Origin of the sequence: Phaeobacter italicus (genome assembly GCF_019801785.1) — a bacterium.
In the GTDB taxonomy this organism is placed as follows: Bacteria; Pseudomonadota; Alphaproteobacteria; order Rhodobacterales; family Rhodobacteraceae; genus Phaeobacter; species Phaeobacter italicus.
In genome coordinates this window covers 233,700-255,754 of the sequence record NZ_JAHVIJ010000001.1, presented here as the reverse complement: position 1 = coordinate 255,754, position 22,055 = coordinate 233,700, and the positions used below count along the sequence as shown (strand labels likewise).

21 protein-coding genes are annotated in these 22,055 nt (G+C 62.2%); 12 read left to right on the top strand and 9 right to left on the bottom strand.

The annotated features are described in order from the left end of the window. Nucleotides 1-50 precede the first annotated feature (50 nt). Together eno and KUV39_RS01210 are read right to left on the bottom strand one after the other, a co-directional pair. Nucleotides 51-1,325 (bottom strand): phosphopyruvate hydratase, encoded by a 1,275-nt coding sequence (gene eno, locus KUV39_RS01215; RefSeq protein WP_222458715.1) that lies wholly within the window; start codon nt 1,323-1,325, stop codon nt 51-53. Between the two features lie 160 nt (nt 1,326-1,485). Then, complete coding sequence (locus KUV39_RS01210) at nt 1,486-2,394, bottom strand: DMT family transporter (RefSeq protein WP_222458714.1); 909 nt, start codon at nt 2,392-2,394, stop codon at nt 1,486-1,488. Nucleotides 2,395-2,623: 229 nt separating this feature from the next. Between KUV39_RS01210 and KUV39_RS01205 the strand changes: the two genes are divergently transcribed. After that, nucleotides 2,624-3,952, top strand: coding sequence for an NAD(P)/FAD-dependent oxidoreductase (locus tag KUV39_RS01205; RefSeq protein WP_222458713.1), 1,329 nt, complete (start codon nt 2,624-2,626; stop codon nt 3,950-3,952). A gap of 7 nt (nt 3,953-3,959) precedes the next feature. Here KUV39_RS01205 and KUV39_RS01200 read toward each other — a convergent pair whose 3' ends face one another. Further along, nucleotides 3,960-4,373, bottom strand: coding sequence for a Fur family transcriptional regulator (locus KUV39_RS01200; RefSeq protein ID WP_008559180.1), 414 nt, complete (start codon nt 4,371-4,373; stop codon nt 3,960-3,962). Between the two features lie 421 nt (nt 4,374-4,794). Here KUV39_RS01200 and KUV39_RS01195 point away from each other — a divergent pair, with 421 nt between their 5' ends. After that, nucleotides 4,795-6,138, top strand: coding sequence for a DEAD/DEAH box helicase (locus KUV39_RS01195; RefSeq protein WP_008561959.1), 1,344 nt, complete (start codon nt 4,795-4,797; stop codon nt 6,136-6,138). 97 nt (nt 6,139-6,235) lie between these two features. Here KUV39_RS01195 and KUV39_RS01190 read toward each other — a convergent pair whose 3' ends face one another. Then, nucleotides 6,236-6,964, bottom strand: a complete 729-nt coding sequence (locus KUV39_RS01190; RefSeq protein WP_222458712.1) for an endonuclease/exonuclease/phosphatase family protein — start codon at nt 6,962-6,964, stop codon at nt 6,236-6,238. 157 nt (nt 6,965-7,121) lie between these two features. Between KUV39_RS01190 and KUV39_RS01185 the strand changes: the two genes are divergently transcribed. Beyond that, entirely contained in the window at nt 7,122-8,042 is a 921-nt protein-coding gene (locus KUV39_RS01185; RefSeq protein WP_244998188.1) for a DMT family transporter, read from the top strand. Between the two features lie 10 nt (nt 8,043-8,052). Here KUV39_RS01185 and KUV39_RS01180 read toward each other — a convergent pair whose 3' ends face one another. Further along, on the bottom strand, nt 8,053-9,492 hold the full coding sequence (locus tag KUV39_RS01180) for a protein adenylyltransferase SelO (RefSeq protein ID WP_222458711.1): 1,440 nt from the start codon (nt 9,490-9,492) through the stop codon (nt 8,053-8,055). Nucleotides 9,493-9,554: 62 nt separating this feature from the next. On the opposite strand from KUV39_RS01180, the gene KUV39_RS01175 reads away from it, so the two are divergent. Then, nucleotides 9,555-9,986 carry a cupin domain-containing protein gene (locus KUV39_RS01175; RefSeq protein WP_222458710.1) on the top strand — a complete coding sequence of 144 codons (432 nt, stop codon included), beginning with the start codon at nt 9,555-9,557 and terminating at the stop codon, nt 9,984-9,986. Nucleotides 9,987-10,056: 70 nt separating this feature from the next. On the opposite strand, the gene KUV39_RS01170 is transcribed toward KUV39_RS01175, so the two are convergent. Continuing rightward, nucleotides 10,057-11,247 carry an anhydro-N-acetylmuramic acid kinase gene (locus tag KUV39_RS01170; RefSeq protein ID WP_222458709.1) on the bottom strand — a complete coding sequence of 397 codons (1,191 nt, stop codon included), beginning with the start codon at nt 11,245-11,247 and terminating at the stop codon, nt 10,057-10,059. A gap of 232 nt (nt 11,248-11,479) precedes the next feature. Between KUV39_RS01170 and tyrS the strand changes: the two genes are divergently transcribed. The 3 genes from tyrS to KUV39_RS01155 all read left to right on the top strand — a co-directional run bounded on the left by tyrS (nt 11,480) and on the right by KUV39_RS01155 (nt 14,848). Continuing rightward, on the top strand, nt 11,480-12,736 hold the full coding sequence (tyrS, locus tag KUV39_RS01165; protein WP_008559444.1) for a tyrosine--tRNA ligase: 1,257 nt from the start codon (nt 11,480-11,482) through the stop codon (nt 12,734-12,736). Between the two features lie 282 nt (nt 12,737-13,018). Then, nucleotides 13,019-13,963 carry a GNAT family N-acetyltransferase gene (locus KUV39_RS01160; RefSeq protein ID WP_168578786.1) on the top strand — a complete coding sequence of 315 codons (945 nt, stop codon included), beginning with the start codon at nt 13,019-13,021 and terminating at the stop codon, nt 13,961-13,963. 129 nt (nt 13,964-14,092) lie between these two features. After that, nucleotides 14,093-14,848, top strand: a complete 756-nt coding sequence (locus KUV39_RS01155) for an SDR family NAD(P)-dependent oxidoreductase (protein WP_008561310.1) — start codon at nt 14,093-14,095, stop codon at nt 14,846-14,848. A gap of 274 nt (nt 14,849-15,122) precedes the next feature. Here the strand turns inward: KUV39_RS01155 and KUV39_RS01150 are convergent, their stop codons facing one another. From KUV39_RS01150 to KUV39_RS01140, 3 genes are all read right to left on the bottom strand, one after another. Further along, nucleotides 15,123-16,934 (bottom strand): ABC-F family ATP-binding cassette domain-containing protein, encoded by a 1,812-nt coding sequence (locus tag KUV39_RS01150; RefSeq protein ID WP_074964217.1) that lies wholly within the window; start codon nt 16,932-16,934, stop codon nt 15,123-15,125. A gap of 42 nt (nt 16,935-16,976) precedes the next feature. Beyond that, nucleotides 16,977-17,777 carry a GNAT family N-acetyltransferase gene (locus KUV39_RS01145; protein WP_244998187.1) on the bottom strand — a complete coding sequence of 267 codons (801 nt, stop codon included), beginning with the start codon at nt 17,775-17,777 and terminating at the stop codon, nt 16,977-16,979. 134 nt (nt 17,778-17,911) lie between these two features. Continuing rightward, complete coding sequence (locus tag KUV39_RS01140) at nt 17,912-18,382, bottom strand: outer membrane protein assembly factor BamE (RefSeq protein WP_008561981.1); 471 nt, start codon at nt 18,380-18,382, stop codon at nt 17,912-17,914. Between the two features lie 88 nt (nt 18,383-18,470). Between KUV39_RS01140 and KUV39_RS01135 the strand changes: the two genes are divergently transcribed. The 5 genes from KUV39_RS01135 to ihfA all read left to right on the top strand — a co-directional run bounded on the left by KUV39_RS01135 (nt 18,471) and on the right by ihfA (nt 22,047). Continuing rightward, on the top strand, nt 18,471-19,016 hold the full coding sequence (locus KUV39_RS01135; RefSeq protein WP_222458708.1) for a YceD family protein: 546 nt from the start codon (nt 18,471-18,473) through the stop codon (nt 19,014-19,016). Nucleotides 19,017-19,232: 216 nt separating this feature from the next. Then, nucleotides 19,233-19,439, top strand: a complete 207-nt coding sequence (rpmF, locus tag KUV39_RS01130) for a 50S ribosomal protein L32 (RefSeq protein WP_008561999.1) — start codon at nt 19,233-19,235, stop codon at nt 19,437-19,439. A gap of 39 nt (nt 19,440-19,478) precedes the next feature. Beyond that, nucleotides 19,479-20,606, top strand: coding sequence for a phosphate acyltransferase PlsX (gene plsX, locus KUV39_RS01125; RefSeq protein ID WP_037302473.1), 1,128 nt, complete (start codon nt 19,479-19,481; stop codon nt 20,604-20,606). 14 nt (nt 20,607-20,620) lie between these two features. Beyond that, nucleotides 20,621-21,592 carry a beta-ketoacyl-ACP synthase III gene (locus KUV39_RS01120; protein WP_008563073.1) on the top strand — a complete coding sequence of 324 codons (972 nt, stop codon included), beginning with the start codon at nt 20,621-20,623 and terminating at the stop codon, nt 21,590-21,592. 152 nt (nt 21,593-21,744) lie between these two features. Then, nucleotides 21,745-22,047 carry an integration host factor subunit alpha gene (ihfA, locus tag KUV39_RS01115; RefSeq protein WP_008207184.1) on the top strand — a complete coding sequence of 101 codons (303 nt, stop codon included), beginning with the start codon at nt 21,745-21,747 and terminating at the stop codon, nt 22,045-22,047. Nucleotides 22,048-22,055 lie beyond the last annotated feature (8 nt).

Below are 22,055 nucleotides of genomic sequence, written 5' to 3'. Positions count from 1 at the left end.
CGCCAAAATGACGGGGCTTTCCAGAATGTGAACCCATCAGGCTCAGCAGATCACTTCAGGATAGAGCGACCTGCGTATTCGGCGGTTTCGCCCAGCAGCTCTTCGATGCGGATCAGCTGGTTGTATTTTGCCAGACGGTCCGACCGCGACAGAGAGCCGGTCTTGATCTGACCGCAGTTGGTGGCAACGGCCAGATCAGCGATGGTTGCATCTTCGGTCTCGCCCGAGCGGTGCGACATCACGTTGGTATAACGCGCGCGGTGGGCCATATCGACAGCCTTCAGCGTTTCGCTCAAAGAGCCGATCTGGTTCACCTTGACCAGCATGGAGTTCGCAACACCCTGACGGATGCCATCTGCCAGACGCTCGGGATTGGTCACGAACAGGTCATCACCAACCAGCTGCACCTTGTCACCGATCTTGTCGGTCAGCAGTTTCCAGCCTTCCCAATCATCCTCGGCCATGCCGTCTTCGATCGAGATGATCGGGTAGTCGGCGCACAGGGCGGCCAGGTAGTCCGCGTTTTCAGCAGAGCTGAGCGACGCGCCCTCGCCCTTCATCTCGTATTTGCCGTCGACGTAGTACTCGGTCGAGGCACAGTCGAGCGCCAGATAGATGTCATCGCCCGGCTTGTAACCGGCCTTTTCGATCGAGGTCATGACAAAATCCAGCGCCTTGCGGGTGCTTTCCAGCGCCGGAGCAAAGCCTCCCTCATCACCGATACCGGTGTTGTAGCCAGCAGCGGACAGCTCTTTTTTCAGGGTGTGAAAGACTTCCGCGCCCATGCGGATTGCTTCCTTCACGTTCTCTGCCGACACCGGCATGATCATGAATTCCTGAATGTCGATCGGGTTGTCGGCGTGCTCGCCGCCATTGATGATGTTCATCATCGGAACCGGCAGAACACGGGCGGAGGTGCCGCCAACATAGCGGAACAGCGGCTGAGCGGTGAAATCCGCTGCGGCCTTGGCCACGGCCAGCGAGACACCCAGAATGGCGTTGGCGCCAAGACGGCCCTTGTTGGGGGTTCCGTCCAGTTCGATCATCGCCGCGTCGATGGCGACCTGCTCTGTCACATCAAAGCCGACCAGCGCCTCGGCGATTTCGCCATTCACGGCTGCAACCGCTTCCAGAACGCCCTTGCCAAGGTAACGCGACGCATCGCCATCGCGTTTCTCCACGGCTTCGTGCGCGCCGGTAGAGGCGCCGGAGGGCACAGCCGCGCGGCCAAGGGTGCCGTCTTCGAGGATCACGTCGACCTCAACGGTGGGGTTTCCCCGGCTGTCCAGAATTTCGCGGGCGTGGATATCGATAATGGTGCTCATCACTCAGGTTCCTGATGTTGGCAAATGTCGTCTGCGTCATAGCAGCAACCAGCAAAAAGTAAACCACGAGCGTTATCGCTAACGTCACTTATTTTACTGGGTTAGGGCTAACACGGCGCTGTTTGCGCAACCATCCAACAGGGTGATCATGGGTTGCGGTTCAGGCGCTGGCCTGCGGCTCTGCCCCGATCTGTGCCGCCCGCGCGCGCCGCGCCAGACGCCGTTCGCGCACAAAGGCATAAAGCCCGGACCCGATGATCAATGCAGATCCGCCCAGCGTCATCATATCCGGTTGCTCGCCAAAGATCACAACGCCCACGGCAATCGAAAACACCAGCCGGGTATAGCGGAAGGGCGTCACAACCGCCGCATCACCGATGCGCGTCGCGGTGACGATGCAGGAATACGCCAGCACTCCAAAACCGATGCCGGCTGCCAGCAGCAACCAGTCATTCTGGCCCAGCGCCACGGGCTCTCCCGGCAGGGTCCACAGCATGACCATCCCCCCAACCACCAGTGAGCCAAACGCCTGCGAGCTGACCACGGTCGAGGGCACCGCGCTGTCCATCACCCGCGTCATCAGGTCGCGCGCAGCAACGGCAACCACCGCCACCAGCACCAGCAGCACATTGGGTTCAAACCCGGCAAGGCCGGGCCGCACGATCATCAACACACCAAGGAAGCCGACAAGGATTGCACTCCAGCGCCGCCAACCGACCTCTTCGCCCAGAAACAGCGCAGCCCCCATGGTCACCGCAAGGGGCATCGCCTGAAACACCGCCGCAACGGTAGAGATGTCGACGGTTGCCAGAGCTGTTGCAAATGAAACCGCTGCCAGCGCCTCGGTCGAGGCCCGCAGAACCGGCCGCCAGCGCCAGTTGTGGCGCGCCAGAACCCGATGGCCCTGCAGCTTGGCCCAGATCACGAATACCGCGCCACTGCCGATCCCCAGCATCACAAGGATCTGGCCAACCGGCATCGTCTTGGCCAGTTGTTTGATCACCGTATCCTCCAGCGTGAACCCCGCCATAGAGACAATGATCAGCAAAATCGCTGTAACGTTATTCATGTCGGTCGGTCCTTTGATCTCGGCGCAGTGGCAACAGGCCGCAGCACGACCCGGATCCGATGCACCAAACATGCTCTGTCAGCGTCAAACAACACCATTTGCGACACGCCCCAATGACATGCTGTTGGGCCGACCATCACAAAAATTGATACATCACCCGGCATCCAGTAGAAATGCTTGCATTCACAGGGAAAGCCGCTAGCCATTTTCATATTTGGAATTCAACGCAATGGTATTTGCGACAAAGACGAGAGACGGCATGGTCGAAGATATCTGCGGCTGGAGCGCACTGGCGGGAGCCCTCCCGCAACACCCCATTCTCCGCGGCGCTCAGCAGGCGGATGTGGCCATCATCGGCGGGGGCTTTACCGGGCTTGCAGCCGCCCGCCAACTGGCAAACCTGCGCCCCAATGCCCGGATCCTGCTGCTGGACGGAAAACGCATCGCTCAAGGCGCCAGCGCCCGCAACTCCGGCTTTGCCGTCGCAAACGAAAGCCCCGGTCACGCCCAGCTGCACACCGATCAGGGGCTCAAGAGCTACCGCACCATGAACCGGCTGGACCACGCAGGCGTTTCAGAACTGCGCCAGCTGACCCAGACCCACGGGATTGATTGCCAGTGGGAGGACACGGGCTCCATCCACGCCGCCCACGACCCCGCAAACTTCGCAAAGCTGCGCCAGCACGCGGACAGTTTCCAGCGCCTCGGAATTGACGCTCGCCTCATCGAGGGGCCAGAGCTGCACAGCCGACTTGGCACATCATTTTACGGTCTTGGTGTCTTGTCCCGTGGTGGCGCCCTGCTGCAGCCTGCCATGCTGGCGCAGGGGCTCGCGGCCAGCCTGCCGGACACTGTCGCATGTTTTGAAAACAGCCCCGTGCGCCGCATTCACCGGGCCGCGAATGGCTGGCAGCTTGACCTGGCCACAGGGACCGTGACGGCCCCGCAGGTGATCGTCGCGGTCAATGCCTTCTTTCCCCGCCTTGGCCTGAAATCGCTGCGGGTCTTTCCGCTTGCGTTGACCGCATCGCTCACCCGCCCCCTGAGCGAAGCGGAAGAACAGGACATCAACCGCCCCGCCAGCTGGGGCATTCTCAGCCCGCGCTCGCTTGGCGCAACCATGCGGCTGACACAGGACCGCCGGATCCTGATCCGTAACACAGCCGAATACCGCCCCGGCGGCATCAACAGGACGCAGCTGTCTGACCGCATCGACATCCACGCGGACGGGCTGCAAAAACGCTTTGGTTTTCTGGACCGCAGCGCCATCGCCTATTCCTGGTCCGGCAATATCTGCATCAGCCGCAACGCAAAACCGGTCTTTGAGGAAACCCAGCCGGGTCTGTTCCTGTGTGGTGGCTACAACGCCTCGGGCGTGTCTCGCGGCAGCATCATGGGCAAGCTGATTGCCGATCTCGCCTGCCGCCAGGATGGGGATCTGCTGTCAGATGCGCTGGCACTGACAAAGCCCAACCTGATCCCGCCCCGTCCCTTCCTTGATCTGGGCGTCAGGATCCGCACGGCACGAGAGCGGCGCGCAGCCCGGTCCGAGCGCTAACCGCGGATCAGCTTTTCTTGACCGGCACGCCATAGAGCTCAAGCTTGTGGCCACGCAGCTCATAGCCCAGCTTCTCGGCGATCTTTTCCTGCAACGCTTCGATTTCGGGGTCGCAGAATTCAATCACCTCGCCCGAGTTCATGTCGATCAGATGATCGTGGTGCTCGCGGTCGGCATCCTCGTAACGCGCCCGCCCGTCCCCGAACTCCAGCCGGTCCAGAATCCCTGCCTCATCAAAAAGCTTGACGGTCCGGTACACAGTGGCGAGCGAAATCGCGCCGTCCAGCGCGCTGGCACGGGCATAAAGCTCCTCCACATCGGGGTGATCCTCGCTCTCCTGCAGCACGCGGGCAATCACCCGACGCTGGCCTGTCATCCGCAGACCTTTTGCTTCACATCGTGCGATAATCGTCTCGCGCATAGCCGTCCCTTCTTCAGCATGGCTCTCTTGTTTAAACAAAGCAGCGGCAGCTGCAAACCGGGTTTTCGCACCACTTTGGCAGGAATATGCACATGACGACCATTGACTTTGCCGCACAGGAGGGCCATCTGCGGCTCAGGCATCCCTCCCTGCCGCGTGAGCAGAGGGCGTCGGGCCGCCCCCAAGGAAGACGGGGCAGACATGACCGGAGACCCAGCAAGACGCTGACCGGCCATGCGGCACACCACCGACCCCTGACAGGATATGCCACCGTTCCCAATATCACGCGTGGGGCATTCGCAGCGACCAGCGGGCTGACATTCTGTCAGACCGCCTGAGGTTCCTGCCCCAACGACAGACCGCCCGCACCTGTGGGGCGGCACCGGCCGTGGCATCCGCTCCGGCTGTGAAAGGACGATACGTGACTGAATTTTCAACCATGGGGCTGCCCGAAAAGCTCCTGTCCCGCATTGACGAAATGGGCTTCAAAGAGCCCACCCCGATCCAGGCCCGCGCAATCCCCCACGCGCTGAATGGCAAGGACGTTCTGGGTCTGGCCCAGACCGGCACCGGCAAGACCGCTGCCTTTGGCGTGCCGCTCATTGCGCAGATGATGCAATATGGCCGCAAGCCCGCCGCCAAGACCGTGCGCGGTCTGGTGCTGGCCCCGACCCGCGAGCTGGCAAACCAGATTGCCGCCACGCTCAAGGGCCTGACCGAAGGCACCCCGCTCAAGACCGGTCTGGTCGTTGGCGGCGTCTCGATCAACCCGCAGATCTCCCGCCTGTCGCGCGGCACCGATATCCTGATCGCCACACCGGGTCGTCTGCTCGACATCCTGGACCGCGGCGCGCTGGACCTTGGCTCCTGCGACTTCCTCGTTCTGGACGAGGCAGACCAGATGCTGGACCTCGGCTTTATCCACGCTCTGCGCAAAATCTCGTCCCTGCTGCCGCAGGAACGTCAGACCATGCTGTTCTCGGCCACCATGCCCAAGCAGATGAACGAGATCGCGAATTCCTATCTGAACGCCCCGGTCCGGATCGAGGTCTCCCCTCCCGGCAAGGCCGCAGACAAGATCACCCAATCGGTGCATTTCATCGCCAAGGCCGAAAAACTGTCCCTGCTGAAAGAGCTGCTGGCCGAACACAAGGACGAGCGCACGCTGGTCTTTGGCCGCACCAAACACGGCATGGAAAAACTGATGAAGACCCTCTCTGCTGCTGGGTTTTCCGCCGCTGCCATCCACGGCAACAAATCCCAGGGCCAGCGCGAGCGGGCACTGGCGGCCTTCAAATCCGGCGAGGTCAAGATCCTGGTGGCAACCGATGTTGCGGCCCGTGGTCTTGATATCCCGGACGTGAAATTCGTCTACAACTACGAACTGCCCAACGTGCCGGACGCCTATGTCCACCGCATCGGGCGCACCGCCCGCGCAGGCAAGGACGGTCAGGCCGTGGCCTTCTGTGCGCCGGATGAAATGGACGAACTGAAAGCGATCCAGAAAACCATGAAGATCACCATCCCCGTGGCTTCTGGCCGCCCGTGGGAGGCAATGCCGGATCCAACTGCACCTGCGAACCGTCGCGGTGGCGGTGGCAAACCCGGTGGTGGCAAACCCGGCGGTCATCGCCGTCGCCGCAGCGGTGGTGGTGGCGCAGGCCAGCAAAGCCGTGCAGGTGGCGGACAGGGTGCCGGGCAAGGTCGCGGTCAGGGCCGTGGCAAGGGCAAGGCAGGCGGCGGCCAGCGTCGCAGCGCGCAGTAACCCCTGTCCCACAAGGGATCAGACCAATACAGAAACGCCGGGGTGGATACGACCGCCCCGGCGTTTTCATATGCCCTGTCAGGCAATGCGCATCCCCTCAGCCGCTCTCGGCCTCAAGGTCTGCCCAGACCGGCAAATGGTCCGAGGCGACATGCGCAGGCCGAGCGCGGTAGACCCCGCTTTCGACCACCCGCAATCCCCGGCTGACAGCAATCCTGTCCAGCGCACCAATCGGGCGCAGCGCGGGAAAGCTGGCTTTTGGGGGCACAAACCGCAGCTGCGGCGCCATATGGTCCAGCACCGGCTGGCGCGACCATTCGTTAAAATCGCCGGCGCAGACGGTGGGCAGATCCGGCTCGCTTGCGATATGACGCGCCAGATGATGCACCTGCTCATGCCGCGCTCTGGTGGTCAGCCCCAGATGCGCCCCCACCACCCTCAGCGGGCCTAGCGCTGTTTCAAACCGGGCCCAGACAGCACCGCGTGGCTCCAGCCCCGGCAGCGGGATATGGCCCTGATCCACCAGCCGCAGCGCATCGCCCCGCCAGATCACCGCATTGCCATGCCAGCCCAGCGACCCCGCGCCGCCCAGATCCACGATATGCCAGCCGGCCTCATCCAGCACGAAATGAGGCAACGCAGCAGGGCGCGGCGGCAGACGCTTGTCCGCCTCCTGCAGCAACACCAGATCCGCGCCTGTCCCCTCAATCACCTTGAGCGTGCGACGCGGCCGTCGACGCAGGTCCATCCCCACTGATTTCTGGATGTTGTATGTGGCCAGCCTCAGCCGTCCCATCTCGTTGCCCTGCCCCGGTTTCCTGGTCATCTCACCTGCTTCCGCCCCCGCCATTTGGTGCGGGATACGGTCACAGCATGGCGCAAATCGCAAGCCCGGACCAGAGGACGCCCCGTCACACCGCAAATGGCCTAAGCACCTGTTTTGCCACCTTGACTCTGCCAGCGGCGGGATTTCCTGTGGCGCCATGAGTGAAAAACGCGCAATGGACGGCCTTGGCGCCGCGATGCTGATCGGCTTCAGCGGGCTGATGGGGCTCAATCAGGTGGTGATCAAGGTCTCCAACGGCGGCTTTGGCCCGGTGTTTCAGGCTGGCCTGCGCTCTTTGATCGGGCTTGCGGTTCTGCTTGCATGGCTGGGGTTTCGCGGCCAGCTAAAGCGTGCAACCGCGCCAACCCCGCCTGAAACCGCTGCGACACCGGTCCACTGGAGCCGCTCTGTCCATTTCTGGGGGCTGGTGTCCGGATCTCTGTTCACGGCTGAATTCATCTGCCTCTACATCGCCCTCGATCTGTCATCGGTGTCACGGGTGACGATCATCTTCAACTCAATGCCCGTCTGGCTGGCACTGGCAGGTCACCTGCTGCTGCCAGGGGAACGGCTGAGCCCGATCCGGATGCTTGGTCTGGTGCTGGCGATGGGTGGCGTCGTGCTGGCAGTCCTGCACCGGGGCAGCGGTGATGCCTCGCTTTTGGGGGATGTGCTGGCGCTGATCTCAACGCTGGCCTGGGCGGGCATTGCGCTTTGTGCGCGCCTGTCGCCGCTGGCGGCCGTGCCGCCCATCCGTCAGCTGACCTATCAGCTTGCCACCTCTGCCGTTGTCCTGCTTGCGATCTCGCCGCTGTTTGGCCCACTGCTGCGCGACCCCACCGCACTGCATATCGCGGGCGTTCTGTTCCAGTCGGTCGCCATTGCCAGCCTCGGCTATCTTCTGTGGCTCTGGCTGATCAGCATCTACCGCGCCAACGCCGTCGCCTCCTTCAGCTTCCTGTCACCGGTGATTGCCGCCATCCTCGGCTGGCTGCTCTTGAACGAAGTCATCTACCCTCAGGTCTGGGCCGCGCTGGCACTGGTCGCCGTCGGTATCGTGCTGATCAACCGGAAATAACCGCGCGCCGTCAGGTCCCGCAGAAGGTCGCGGTGACGATCTCACTTTCCGCTGGCGGGCGACGCAGATCCTCGGCGCCGTCCTGCACGGTGTAAGGGTCCGCCAGAACCGTATTGAGCCGCTCAAATGGCGCCATGTCACCGGCCACCGCCGCCTCGATCATGGCCTCGATCCGGTGATTGCGCGGGATGTAAACAGGGTTGGCCGCCGCCATCACCGCCGCCGGATCCGCCTCCTGCTCCAGGCGCGCGCGCCAGCCGCTTGCCCAGCTATCAAAGGCCTCTGGCTCCAGAAACTCATCCCGCGCCGGTCCGCCATCTGGCGACACAGTATCCACCAAGGCCCGGAACGTATTGGTAAAATCCGCCTGCCCCGCAGCCATGCGCTGCATCAGGTCGGTGATCAGCCCCATATCCTCGCGGGTTGCCTCGGCAATGCCGATCTTGGCGCCAAAGCGGCGCAACCAGGCGGCCTCTGTCAGCGCGGGCATCGCATGCACGATCTCGGTTGCCTCCTCCACCATCGCCTGCGGATCCTCGGCCTGCTGGATCAACGCGGTCGCCAGCTGCGCCAGGTTCCAGACCGCAATATCGGGCTGGTTGGAGTAGGCATAGCGCCCCATGCGGTCGATTGAGCTGAACACCGTGCTGGGATGGTAGACATCCATAAAGGCGCATGGCCCGTAGTCGATCGTCTCGCCGGAAATGGACGAGTTATCGGTGTTCATCACCCCGTGAATGAACCCCACCGACATCCAGGCCGCGATCAGCTCTGACTGGCGATCGCGCACCGCCCGCAGCAACCCCATCGGACCCTCTGCCTCTGGATAGTGGCGCTGGATAGCGAAATCCGTCAGCTGGCGCAGCGCCGCCGTCTCACCGCGCGCGGCAAAGATCTGGAACGTCCCGACCCGCAAGTGGCTGGAGGCCACCCGCGTCAGCACCGCGCCCGGAAGCCCGCCCTGTTCGCGCCAGACCAGTTCTCCCGTTGTCACCGCTGCCAGCGCGCGGGTTGTCGGAATGCCAAGCGCATGCATCGCCTCGCTCACCACATATTCCCGCAGGACCGGCCCCAGCCAGGCCCGCCCATCGCCACCGCGCGAATAGGGCGTGCGCCCCGATCCCTTCAGCTGGATATCGCGACGCGCGCCGTCAGCGCCAACCGTCTCGCCCAGCAGGATCGCGCGCCCATCGCCAAGCTGCGGATTGTAGTTGCCAAACTGATGCCCGGCATAGAGCTGCGCCAGGGGCGCGGCCCCCTCCGGCACACGATTGCCCGCAAAGACCTCTGCCAGCTCGGCCTGCTCGCCCACCGTGATGCCCAGCTCCGCCCCAAGAGCAGCGTTATAGGCCAGCAGCTCAGGCGCCTTGACCGGCACAGGGGCCTGTTTCGTGTAGAACACCGGCGGCAGCGCGGCATATGTATTGTCAAAGGGGATATGCAATGTCATGGCCCAAACATATGCGGCAGATACCAAATTGCCAGAGCCAACAGACAAAACGGAGCCCGGACATGACCGCTGACGAGATCATCGCCAAGCTGAACCTCCAGCCGCACCCCGAAGGGGGCTATTATCGCCAGACATGGATTGCCGAAAACGCAGGTAGCCACAAAGGCCGCGCGACCGGCACCTGCATCTACTTTCTGCTGAAGGCCGGTGAAAGCAGCCATTGGCACAGGGTCGATGCCACCGAGATCTGGCTTTATCACGCAGGCGCGCCGCTGGTGCTGTCCCTCGCCGCCAGCGACGCAGGCCCGGCGCAGGATCACCTCCTGTCCCCCGACCTGACAAAGGGAGAGCCCCAGTTGATTGTGCCGGAAGGCCACTGGCAGGCGGCCCGCACAACAGGGGACTACACGCTGGTCAGCTGCACGGTGTCACCCGGATTTCAGTTCGAAGGCTTTGAACTGGCCGCACCCGGTTTTGATATCCCCCGCGCCTGACCCCGGATTTTTCCCCGGGACATTTGCCAAGAAACTCAGACGTTTCCAGTCCCCGGCTCAGCTCCCCGGCTCAGTCCGATGATCCCGGCACGCTCACCACGCCGCCGCCCACGCAGGCGCGCACGCCGGTGGTGCCGGGACAGGACGTCGGCAGACCCCGCGCCACCCGCACCGCCAGATGGGCAAAGGCCTGCGCCTCCAGCATGTCACCGTCCAGTCCGGCGCTTTCAATCGGGGCGACCGGGCAATCCAGTGAAACGCGCAGCATCTCCATCAGCACCGGATTATGGCGCCCGCCACCCGTGACCAGCACCACCTCCGGCGCCTCGGGGCAATGTTCCATTCCCTGCGCCACGGCGGCGGCGCACATGCCCGTCAGCGTGGCGGTGGCGTCGCGGTCGCTCAGCTCGGACACAAGGTCGATCATCTCTGAAAAATCGTTTCGGTCCAGCGATTTGGGCGGCATCCTGGCAAAATAGGGTTCGGCCAGAAACAGCTCCAACGCCCCCGTCTCCACCTCACCGCCAAGCGCGATCCGGCCACCCTCGTCCATCGGCTGGCCACAGCGCGCCTGCACCAGATCATTGATCGGCGCATTGGCTGGCCCGGTATCAAACGCAAGCAGCGCGCCGGGCTCTTCAGGCGCATCAAAACGCGGATCGACATAGGTGATATTGCCAACCCCGCCGAGGTTCAGGAAACACAAGGGCTTGTCCCGCTTCAGGTATTTGGCGCAGGCAAAGTGGAAAAACGGCGCCAGCGGCGCCCCCTCTCCGCCCAGGCGCACATCGTCACTGCGGAAATCCCAGACCACGGGCACACCCAAGGTCTGCGCAAGCGCCGCACCATCGCCCACCTGCAACGTCCCCTGCTGCCGTGGCGCATGGGCCAGGGTCTGGCCGTGAAAGCCAATCACGTCGACAGGCGCGCTGCGCGACGGATCCACGCCCGCCTCTGCTTCGGCCTGATCTTCATCGACCTGTTCCGCCAGAAAGCGTGTCAGCAGATCCGCATGGGCGCGGGTCACGATCTCACCCGCCGCGTCCACCTGCGGGCCATGCCACTGCCCCAGCGCCGAGGCCAGCTGCGCGCGTTCAACCGGCTCATAGGCATGATAGCAGCTGGCTCCGAATCCGTGAATCGACACACCATCAGTGACCACGATGGCCGCATCCACACCATCCAGCGAGGTGCCGCTCATCGTGCCAAGAGCCCGCAGAGGGCCGGTTTTCGCAATGGCTCGGTTTGAGGTTCTGGACATGCTGTTCTTGCCTGCTCGCATTGCGACCGGTTTCACGGATCGCGGTTTCATCGCATCATTGGAAAGCGACACGGGGGACAAATGAACGGAAGATCCCCCCGCCAGCGCAACCCCGTCGCCACACCCTAAAGATACCGCAGGGATTTTCTGCCGCAAAGCGGTTCAGACTGCTTTCCCCCGCGCAAATTGCGTTTTATACAGCACCGCGCAATTTAGAAAGCCGAGGCACGTCATGACCTACCACCCGAAATCGGACTTCATCTCTGTAATGATGGAACGCGGCTATCTGGCCGACTGCACCGATTATCAGGGCCTGGACGAGGCACTGATGACCCCCGGCCAGTCCGCCTACATCGGCTTTGACGCCACCGCGACCTCGCTGCATGTCGGCTCGCTCATCCAGATCATGATGCTGCGCTGGTTCCAGAAAACCGGTCACAAGCCGATCACCCTGATGGGCGGCGGCACCACCAAGGTCGGGGATCCCTCCTTCCGCGCGGACGAACGCCCGCTGCTGACCGATGATCAGATCGATTCCAATATTGCAGGCATCAAGAAGGTTTTTGCCGCCTACATCGACTACGACACCGGCGCCGAAAACTCAGCCATGATGCTCAACAACGCAGAATGGCTGGATGATCTGAACTACCTCACCTTCCTGCGCGACATCGGCCGCCACTTCTCGGTGAACCGGATGCTGTCGTTTGAAAGCGTGAAATCGCGTCTGGACCGAGAACAGTCCCTGTCGTTCCTGGAATTCAACTACATGATTCTCCAGGCCTACGACTTCCTTGAACTGAACCGTCGCTATGGCTGTGTGCTGCAGATGGGCGGATCGGACCAATGGGGCAATATCGTCAACGGCATCGACCTGACGCGCCGGGTTCTGGACCACGAAATCTATGGCCTCACCTCGCCGCTTCTGACCACGTCGGACGGCAAGAAAATGGGCAAGTCCCAGAACGGGGCGATCTGGCTCAACTCCGACATGCTGTCGCCCTATGAATTCTGGCAGTTCTGGCGCAACACCACCGACGCAGACGTGGGCCGCTTCCTCAAGCTGTACACCGAGCTGCCGGTGGATGAATGCAACCGCCTTGGCGCGCTCGAAGGCTCTGAGGTGAACGCCGCCAAGGTGATCCTCGCCAATGAGGTCACAGCCCTTCTGCACGGCCGCGCCGCTGCCGAAGCCGCAGAGGCCACCGCCCGCGAGGTCTTTGAAAAAGGCGGCGTTGGCGACGACCTGCCCACCCTGTCGCTGTCCTCTGCGGATCTGGGCGATGGTATTTCCATCGTGCAGCTGATCGTGAAATCGGGTCTTGCGAAGTCCGGCAAGGACGCCAAGCGCCTGATCGCCGAGAATGGCGCCAAGATCGATGACAAACCGCTGACAGATGCGGGCCTCATGATCGACGCTGCCGCGCTCGCCTCCCCGATCAAACTGTCTGCGGGCAAAAAACGCCACGCGCTGGTGCAGCTGGACGGCTAAGGCCGCTCTCGCACTCAGACACACACAACACTCGGATCAGGGGGCCAGCGGCCCCCTTTTTCATGGGCATATCCCCGGTAGATCCCCGCTGGACCCCGCTCAAATCAGCAGCAGATCAACCAAAAGCAGGACCAGCCCAACCGGAACGGACAGCGCAACAGCCAGCAGAAAAGCGGCGGATCGTGTCATTCGGGCACCGGGTGCATGTTGCTTCAAAATTTTATTCGCATTTTTCATATCTCCATTAACCATCATTTAGGTTTCCCTGCGGTTAATGGCGCCATGTTCGATTTTATGCCTGCTGATGTCATGCCCCGCCCAGTTCTGCGCGACGAGACCATCTCCGCGCTGCCCCAAACCCCGGAATTCGCCCGCGCCCTTGCTGCCACCGGCAAGGAGCCGATGGTGCTCAGCCAGCTGAAGGACACCGTCGTGATGCGCCGCAAGCTCTTGGGCCGCATCGACGTGGCCATGGTAAACCGCGCCCGCATCGACAAACCGCTGCGCCTGATCGAACAAATCAGCGAACAGGGCCTGCACCGCACCCCGGTGATCCTGTCGCCAGAAACCCCCACACCCGCGCTCGCCCGCCATGGTGCCGTTCCGCTGGTCAGCCCCGCATATGTCGGCCTTGTCGATCTGACCGGTGACCACGACCAGCGCCGCGCACGGCTGCATCAGAAATGGCGCAACCGTCTGGTCCATGCAGAACGCCAGGGCCTGCGCGTCACCCGCCAGTCGCTGCCGCAAACCCCGGCGCATTGGCTGTTTGCTGCGGATGCCGCACAACAGGCCCGCCGTGGCTATCGCAGTTGGCCCGTCGATCTGACCCTCGCCTATGCCCGTGAAAACAAGGGCATGGCCAAGGTTTTTGAAGCCCATGAAGGCAAGGATATCGTCGCAGGCATTCTTGTTCTGCGCCACGGACGCGGTGCGACCTATCACATCGCCCACACAACCGAGCGCGGCAAGGCGCTGTCGGCACATAACCTGTTGATGTGGGAAGCAATGAACTGGCTCGCCAAACAGGGCTGCGAACAGCTGGATCTTGGCGTCATCAACACCGAAGACGCCCCCGGACTTGCCCGGTTCAAACTGGGCAGCGGCGCCCGCCTGCATCAGCTGGGCGGAACATGGGCCTATTGGGCCCCGATGGGGCGCCTGCTCCGCCCCATCGCCGCGCTGGACAAACGCCTGATGAGCACGGGCATCTCCGGCTACTGCTGATCCAGGGGACCGATGGCGCCAATGGCGCTGCGGAACTCTCTCTGGACACTGCCGGGGGGACGTGATTATCTGAACACACGTTCAGATACTGATGTTCTCATGCATTGATCCTTGGGAGGGGACAGCCTCATGAAATTGTCGCAAACCGCCGCCGTCATCACCGGCGGCGCGTCGGGCCTCGGAGAGGCCACAGCCCGCCACTTTGCCGCCAATGGCGCACAGGTCACACTGCTGGACCGCGATGTGGACCGCGGGCAGGCCGTTGCCGCAGAAATCGGCGGGCATTTTGCCGAAACCGACGTCACCAGCGAGGATTCGGTGGCCGCTGCCATTGCTCTGGCCAGCGAGAAGATGGGCAAGATCAATGCCTGTGTGAACTGCGCAGGCATCGCGCTTGGCATCAAAACCGTTGGCCGTGATGGCGCCCATCCGCTTGATGCCTATCAGCGCACCATCGACATCAACCTCGTCGGCACCTTCAATGTTGCCCGTCTCGCAGCCGTGGAAATCGCCAAATGCGAGGCCGAGGCAGATGGCGGTCGCGGTGTGATCATCAACACAGCTTCAATTGCCGCCTTTGACGGACAAAAGGGCCAAGCCGCCTATGCGGCCTCCAAAGGGGGTGTTGTGGGCATGTGCCTGCCGATGGCGCGCGATCTGGCGTCTTCGGGCGTGCGGGTCATGACCATCGCTCCGGGGATCTTCATGACGCCGATGCTCGCAGGTCTGCCCGAAGAGGTGCAACAACAGCTGGCCGCCGATGTGCCCAACCCCGCCCGCCTTGGCGATCCTGCCGAATACGGCCGGCTTGCAGGCTTCATCGTGGAGATGGGTTATCTCAACGGCGAGGTGATCCGCCTTGATGGCGCATTGCGGATGCGCTGAGCCATCACCAGCCGCAAAACATAGCGTGCGGAGCCGGGCAGATTGTTAACCCTTTCTGCCCCGCCCCCAAATGGCGCAGGCTGCGCTACTAAATCCGGTAGAACGCGGCCCCGCGCCACAAGATACCCTGTCGCCCCATTGCATGCGCCGCGTTAACCGCCGCGCAACATATTGCGGCAGGGTTTCGTTATTTATCAGCTATTTACGGCACGTTCTTTGACCCAATGTTTCGCGTGCGAAACATTGGGTCAGACAGGTTTACCCTTATCCGCCCTCAGCCAGCGGCTTTGTCTTCCAGCTCCAGCCACTCTTCCTCGGCAGCCGACAGCTTTTCCTGACGCTCCACAAGGGCTTCGGTGGCTTTCTTGAACTTGACCGGCTCGCGCGTGAACAGCTCGGGATCCGCCATCAGCTCCTGCAACTTGGCGATCTCTGCCTCCAGGCGTTCAATCTCGCCCGGCAGCGCCTCAAGCCGGTGCTTTTCCTTAAAGCTCAAACCCTCTTTCGGGGCCTGCTCCTGCTTGGGTTTGGGCTTGGCCGTTTTGACCTTTTCAGCCTTTTCAGCCGCCCCCGCCACAGGGCCACGTTGCGAGAGATAATCGCTCCACCCGCCCGCATAGGCCGTGGCGCGCCCGCCCCCTTCCATGGCGATTGTGGTGGTCGCAACCCGGTCGAGAAAATCCCGGTCGTGGCTCACCAAGAGAACGGTGCCATCGTAGTTGTCCAACAGCTCCTGCAACAGATCGAGCGTTTCAACGTCCAGATCGTTTGTCGGTTCATCAAGCACCAGAAGGTTCGAGGACCGCGCCATCAGCCGCGCCAGCAAAAGCCGCGCCTTTTCGCCCCCCGACAGCGATCGCACCGGCGCGCGCGCTTGCGCCTCGTCAAACAGGAATTCCTTGAGGTAGCCCACCACATGTTTGGGCTGGCCCCGCACCATCACCTGATCGGCCTTGCCGGAAATCCCCAGCAAGGGATCAGAGGTCAGGTTTTCCCATAGGCTCGCATCGCCATCCAGCTGGTCGCGGGTCTGGTCAAACAGGGCGATTTCCAGATTGGTTCCCAGCTGCACGCTGCCCGTATCCGGCTGCTCCATCCCCAAAAGCATCTTCAACAGCGTGGTCTTGCCCGCGCCATTTGGTCCGACAAAGGCCACGCGGTCGCCGCGCTGCACCTTGATCGAAAAGTCCCGCACGATGGGCTTGTCACCAAACGCCTTGGAGAGCCCCTCCGCCTCGATCACCTTGCGGCCGGATTTCGGACCGGACTCCAGTGCCAGTTCCGCTGTCCCCTGCCGTTTGATCTGGCTGGCGCGCTCGGCCTTCAGATCCTGCAGCGCGCGCACCCGGCCCATATTGCGTTTGCGACGGGCAGAGATGCCTTCGACAGCCCAGCGACTTTCGGATTTGATCAGGCGGTTCAGCTTGTGGCGCTGCTGGTCTTCCTCGTCCCAGATCTTGTCGCGCCAGGCCTCGAAATCCTCAAACCCCTTGTCCTGCCGGCGCACCTGCCCCCGATCCACCCAAAGCGTCGCACGGGTCAGGGCCCGCAGAAACGCCCGGTCGTGCGAGATCAGCACAAAGGCCGCGCGGGTGGATTTCAGCTCGTCCTCAAGCCAGGTGATCGCCTCGATATCCAGGTGGTTGGTCGGCTCGTCCAAGAGCATCAGATCCGGCGCCTCGGCCATCAGCTTGGCCAGAGCCGCACGGCGACGTTCACCCCCTGATGCGGTTTCTACCGGGCGGGCGGGGTCAAACTTCAGCCCCTCGCCTGCGCGCTCCACCTTGTACAGCTCGCCCGGCTCCAGCCCGCTGGCGGCAAAATCCCCCAATGTGGCGAACCCCTCCATCTTGGGATCCTGCTCCATGTAGCCCACGGATTTTCCCGGCGGGATGACAATGCTGCCCTGATCGGCTTCGACCAGACCGGCCATCACCTTCATCAGGGTGGATTTGCCCGATCCATTGCGCCCGACCAAAGCGACCCGGTCGCCAGGTTGCACCACCAGATCAAGATCCGCGAACACCGGATCGCCCCCAAACGTGAGGGAAATGCCGGACATCTGTAAGAGAGGAATACGTGCCATGAAAGCCAGCTAAACCGGCAAGGGCAGCGCGTCAAGAATGGCTCAGCCCGTGGCGCTGACCGCACGCAGCAGACGCTTGCGATTGTCGGGGATGGCGGCGATATCGACCGCGGTAAAGATATGCTGGGTATTGAGCGCGCGGTCCACCACCAGATGGTCGCCAACCCAGCCCCCCATCATCAGATAGGTCCGCAAGAGGGCGGGCATCTGCAGCGCCGCCAGTTTGGGATCGGGGGTTGGCGGAAGGTCAAGATCGCACAGCATCCGCCGCTCTGCCGTCTGCGGGCTGACCACCTGCCCGCCGGGTGGCTGATGGCGCAGGGACAGTTGCGCCAATGCATGGGCATAGGGGCCTGGATCAACGCCTGCAAAGGAACTGCACCCAAGAAGCAGCCCAACCCCTTCTTCGTCCACAAGCTGTGTCAGCGCGCCCCAGGCCAGTCGCAAAATATCGGCGTCCCGCCAGTCTGGATGGATGCAAAAGCGGCCCAGCTCCATCACCGGGCCCTCTCCCAGGGTCAGGCGGCTCAGATCGTAGCGGGTGCCGGTATAGCTGCGCAGCAGCGCCGTGCGATCGCGCAGAAGGCTCAGCCGACAGCAGCTGACCAGCTGGCCTGTCTCCGCCTCCTCCACCAGAAGATGAAGGCAGGTGGCGTCAAACGCATCCGTGTCCCGCTGGGCGAGCCCAAAGCAAAGCGCCCGCAGATCCTGCGCGCGCGCCAGATCCTCGCCCGCAGTGGCAGGGATCAGGCGCAGCCGGTAGCGCCCGCGCGCCAGCAGCTGACGCCCCTGTGGGGATGGCAGGGAGGCAGACAGGGAATATTCGGGCTTTGATCGGGTCATGGTGGCGCTGGTCTGGCTCTGACACATAAATCCACAGAAAACCGCAACCCATCACGCCGTGGCGCGGGCAGCGGGGTCTCCTGCAGCTAGCACAGAGCGCATGTCAGGCAAATGACGGGGGATGGCAGGCCGATTTACTCGACCAGACCACCGGGGCCAAAGTTGCCAAGGCTGCCCAGAAGCTGACGCAGGAAGGTTTTGTCCTGAATGTTGGAGCTGGTCACGCGGCGCTGCAGCGGAATCACCTTGCCCTGCTCCAGACCATAGCGTTCGATGCCCGACACCACGCCCTGCTGGTTGAAGGTCACGGCCACCAGTTCGCGCGAGACCGGCTTGAGCGCGGACGGCCCGCGACGGCGCATCAGGGTAGAGACGTAATAGTAGCCGCCATCGCTCAGCACGCCCTCTGCGGCGGGAACGCCGATGGTTTCGGCCACTGTATCCTTGGTGTCGACACCCACCACAACCTCGGCCAGCTGTTCCTCTGTCGGGACATAGCCGTGTTTGCGATACATCGGCGCACAGGCCGTAACGGCGAAGCCGGCAACAAGGAAGACCGTGACCTTTGCCGCTGCCTTCAGCGACCGTGCGTGTTTGGATACCATAACTACTCTCATGCCCCCCGGCTTGAATACGCCTTGCAACCGGATTACCTAAACCCAGCCTCCGGTTCAAGAAACGAAAGTCCCCCAAATGTCTGAGAGCACCGCTTTTCGCGTCGCTGACCTGCCCCAGAACCGCCCGACCCGGTTTGAAATCCGCCCTGATGCCCCCGCAATGGCGGCCCTCGCACAGGAGCTTGGGCTGAACGAATTGCGCAAGTTGCGCTTTGCCGGCGAGATCCGCGCAATGGGCAAACGCGACTGGGAAGTCGTGGCCGAACTGGGGGCCACAGTGGTGCAGGATTGCGTTGTCACGCTTGATCCGGTCACCACCCGCATCGACCAGAAACTGCGCCGCAGCTTTATCGCGGGCATGGAATATGCCGAAAGCGAAGAAGAGGTAGAGATGCCCGAGGACGACAGCAGCGAACCTCTGGGCAGTCACATTGACGTGCAGGAGATCATGGAAGAGGCGCTGGCGCTGTTTGTGCCGCAATACCCCCGCAAGGACGGTGCCGTTCTGGGAGAATCGGTCCACGCCGAACCGGGCGTTGCGCCGATGCGAGACGAAGACACCCGCCCCTTTGCCGGGCTTGCCGCCCTGCGCGACCAGCTTGACGGCGGGCGTGAAGACTGAAAAGAGAGCGGGAAGTCGATTCCGACGAGCCAACCCGGCGGGTTCGGACAAAAAACCGCTTGCGCAGACGATAATTCCCAGTATTTTCGCGCGCTCATCGGAATTTTGGTTGGACATCGGCTTAGCCTGGGCCTAAACGCTCGGCAGACCGATCGAAACACAAACGAAACGCGCCGCGGGAACAGCCCCAAGGCCCCAAGTTACAAAGGTTGAGACATGGCTGTCCAACAGAACAAAGTATCCAAGTCGCGCCGCAACAACCGCCGCGCGCACGATGCACTGGTTGCTGCAAACCCGAACGAATGCTCCAACTGCGGTGAGCTGCGTCGTCCCCACCACGTTTGCCCCTCCTGCGGCCACTACGACGACAAAGAGATCGTTGCAGCAGCCAACGAGATCGACATGGACGAAGACGCAGCCTAAGCTGCGTCTGAATCAGAGTTATGTCAGGCAGGCTTTTTCATGGCGGGTAATGCCCATCAAAATCAGAAGAATGCCGGCCGCATAATCATCTCGGTTGACGCCATGGGCGGAGATGCCGGCCCCGCGGTTGTGGTGGCCGGTATTGCCATGTCTGCGGACAAGAACCCGGACATCGGGTTCATCCTGCATGGCCCGGAAGATGAGCTGAAAGCGCTGGTTGCCAAGAAACGCGTCCTGGATGGGCGCGTGGAGTTCCGGGACGCCCGGGATGTGGTGACCATGCATGACAAGCCAAGCCAGGTGATGCGCAACGGCAAGGGCACGTCCATGTGGTCGGCCCTTGATAGCGTAAAGCAGGGCGAAGCGGCCGGCGCCGTGTCCTGCGGCAACACCGGTGCGCTGATGGCGCTGTCCATGCTGCGGCTGCGCAAGCTGCCTGGCGTCAATCGTCCGGCCATTGCGATTCTGTGGCCGTCTCTCAATCCGCAGGGCTTTAACGTCATGCTGGATGTGGGGGCCGATGTGCGCGCGGATGCGCAGGATCTGCTGCAATATGCCCTGATGGGCACCTCTTATGTTCGCAACTCAATGGATATTGCCCGCCCCCGCGTCGGTCTGCTGAATGTCGGCACCGAAGAGCACAAGGGCAATGCCGAACTGAAAGAAGCCCATGGGCTGATCGCGTCCTATGCTGAGGATGCGAGTTTTGATTTCGTGGGTTTCGTCGAAGGCAGTGATATTCCCGGTGATGTGGCCGATGTGATCGTCACTGACGGCTTTACCGGCAATGTCGCGATCAAGACAGGTGAAGGCACCGCAAGCCTGATGCGCACTGCATTGCGGGATGCGTTTTCCTATTCGATCCTGTCCAAATTCGCGGCCCTTCTGGCGATGACCTCGCTCAAGCGGCTGTCCAAGCGGCTTGACCCCCGCCGTGTCAACGGTGGTGTGTTCCTCGGCCTGAATGGCACCGTGGTCAAATCCCATGGCGGCGCCGATGCAACCGGCGTCTCTGCTGCGGTCAAACTGGCCTTTCGCCTGGCGCAGCAGGGCTTTGCAGAAAAACTCGCGGCACGGGTTGCATCCTCCGTTGCGCTTACCCAAGATGACGTAGCGCAAACGTCCGACACAGCAGCGGACAAGGCGACCACCAAAAAAGACTTATAAAGGCAGGCAGCAGAATGACGCGACGCGCAGTTATTGCCGGGATCGGGCACTACCTCCCAGAACGCATTGTTGAGAACGCGGAATTCGAAGCCACGCTAGACACCTCCGATGAATGGATTCGCAGCCGCTCCGGGATCGAGCGCCGCCATTTCGCTGCGGAGGGTGAAACCACATCGAACATGGCCACCAAAGCCGCGCAAAACGCGCTGGCCGACGCAGGCATGACCGCGGATGACATCGACGCCATCGTCGTGGCCACATCAACTGCTGATCTGACCTTTCCCTCTGCTGCGACCATGGTGCAGGCGCAATTGGGCATGACCAAGGGCTTTGCCTTTGATGTGCAGGCGGTTTGTGCGGGCTTTGTCTATGCGCTTAGCAATGCCAACGCGCTGGTTGCATCCGGTCAGGCAGACAAGGTTCTGGTGATCGGGGCGGAAACCTTCAGCAAGATCATGGACTGGACCGACCGCTCTACCTGCGTGTTGTTTGGCGATGGCGCAGGCGCGCTGGTGCTGGAGGCCCAAGAGGGCGCAGGCACCAGTGATGATCGCGGCATCCTCGCAACCGATCTGAACTCTGACGGGCGGTTCAAGGATCTTTTGTACGTCGATGGCGGCGTATCGACCCAGAACACCGGTCATCTGCGTATGCAGGGCAATCAGGTGTTCCGCCACGCTGTCGAGAAACTCGCCTCAACCGCCCATACCTCGCTCGAACGGGCAGGTCTTGGCGCCGATGATGTCGACTGGATCGTGCCCCATCAGGCCAACATCCGCATCATTCAGGGCACCGCCAAGAAGATGGGCCTGCCGATGGACAAGGTGGTTGTCACCGTCCAGGACCACGGCAATACCTCGGCGGCGTCAATTCCGCTGGCGCTGTCCGTGGGCAAGGCACGGGGCCAGATCAAACAGGGCGATCTGATCGTGACCGAAGCCATCGGCGGCGGTCTTGCCTGGGGGTCTGTCGTTCTGCGCTGGTAAGCGCCAGACCGCGAAATCGGGGTTGGCGCCCCACTCATCCTTTGATTGTGATTTGACGGTTGGATCAGGCGATCCAGCGCCGTGATGCAATTCATTGATATTGACAGCTAAATTCCCCACGCCATATGGTTTACCAAACAATGGGGATAGTCATGGGCGAAAAAACACTTACACGTATGGATCTGAGCGAAGCCGTCTTCCGTGAGGTTGGACTGTCGCGAAACGAGAGCGCACAGCTGGTAGAGAGCATGCTGCAACACATGTCCGACGCACTGGTGCGCGGCGAGCAGGTCAAGATTTCCTCTTTCGGAACCTTCAGCGTACGTGATAAATCAGCCCGTGTCGGACGTAACCCGAAGACCGGCGAAGAGGTGCCTATTCAGCCTCGTCGTGTTCTCACCTTTCGGCCCTCGCATTTGATGAAGGACCGGGTGGCTGACGGCAACCGTAAGTAACGGTCTGA

Bases quoted from the DNA above. Each gene is read 5' to 3' on its own strand.
- eno (WP_222458715.1), bottom strand. From the start codon at position 1,325: ATGAGCACCATTATCGATATCCACGCCCGCGAAATTCTGGACAGCCGG.
- KUV39_RS01210 (WP_222458714.1), bottom strand. From the start codon at position 2,394: ATGAATAACGTTACAGCGATTTTGCTGATCATTGTCTCTATGGCGGGG.
- KUV39_RS01205 (WP_222458713.1), top strand. From the start codon at position 2,624: ATGGTATTTGCGACAAAGACGAGAGACGGCATGGTCGAAGATATCTGC.
- KUV39_RS01200 (WP_008559180.1), bottom strand. From the start codon at position 4,373: ATGCGCGAGACGATTATCGCACGATGTGAAGCAAAAGGTCTGCGGATG.
- KUV39_RS01190 (WP_222458712.1), bottom strand. From the start codon at position 6,964: ATGACCAGGAAACCGGGGCAGGGCAACGAGATGGGACGGCTGAGGCTG.
- KUV39_RS01185 (WP_244998188.1), top strand. From the start codon at position 7,122: ATGAGTGAAAAACGCGCAATGGACGGCCTTGGCGCCGCGATGCTGATC.
- KUV39_RS01180 (WP_222458711.1), bottom strand. From the start codon at position 9,492: ATGACATTGCATATCCCCTTTGACAATACATATGCCGCGCTGCCGCCG.
- KUV39_RS01175 (WP_222458710.1), top strand. From the start codon at position 9,555: ATGACCGCTGACGAGATCATCGCCAAGCTGAACCTCCAGCCGCACCCC.
- KUV39_RS01170 (WP_222458709.1), bottom strand. From the start codon at position 11,247: ATGTCCAGAACCTCAAACCGAGCCATTGCGAAAACCGGCCCTCTGCGG.
- tyrS (WP_008559444.1), top strand. From the start codon at position 11,480: ATGACCTACCACCCGAAATCGGACTTCATCTCTGTAATGATGGAACGC.
- KUV39_RS01160 (WP_168578786.1), top strand. From the start codon at position 13,019: ATGTTCGATTTTATGCCTGCTGATGTCATGCCCCGCCCAGTTCTGCGC.
- KUV39_RS01155 (WP_008561310.1), top strand. From the start codon at position 14,093: ATGAAATTGTCGCAAACCGCCGCCGTCATCACCGGCGGCGCGTCGGGC.
- KUV39_RS01150 (WP_074964217.1), bottom strand. From the start codon at position 16,934: ATGGCACGTATTCCTCTCTTACAGATGTCCGGCATTTCCCTCACGTTT.
- KUV39_RS01145 (WP_244998187.1), bottom strand. From the start codon at position 17,777: ATGACCCGATCAAAGCCCGAATATTCCCTGTCTGCCTCCCTGCCATCC.
- KUV39_RS01140 (WP_008561981.1), bottom strand. From the start codon at position 18,382: ATGGTATCCAAACACGCACGGTCGCTGAAGGCAGCGGCAAAGGTCACG.
- KUV39_RS01135 (WP_222458708.1), top strand. From the start codon at position 18,471: ATGTCTGAGAGCACCGCTTTTCGCGTCGCTGACCTGCCCCAGAACCGC.
- rpmF (WP_008561999.1), top strand. From the start codon at position 19,233: ATGGCTGTCCAACAGAACAAAGTATCCAAGTCGCGCCGCAACAACCGC.
- plsX (WP_037302473.1), top strand. From the start codon at position 19,479: ATGGCGGGTAATGCCCATCAAAATCAGAAGAATGCCGGCCGCATAATC.
- KUV39_RS01120 (WP_008563073.1), top strand. From the start codon at position 20,621: ATGACGCGACGCGCAGTTATTGCCGGGATCGGGCACTACCTCCCAGAA.
- ihfA (WP_008207184.1), top strand. From the start codon at position 21,745: ATGGGCGAAAAAACACTTACACGTATGGATCTGAGCGAAGCCGTCTTC.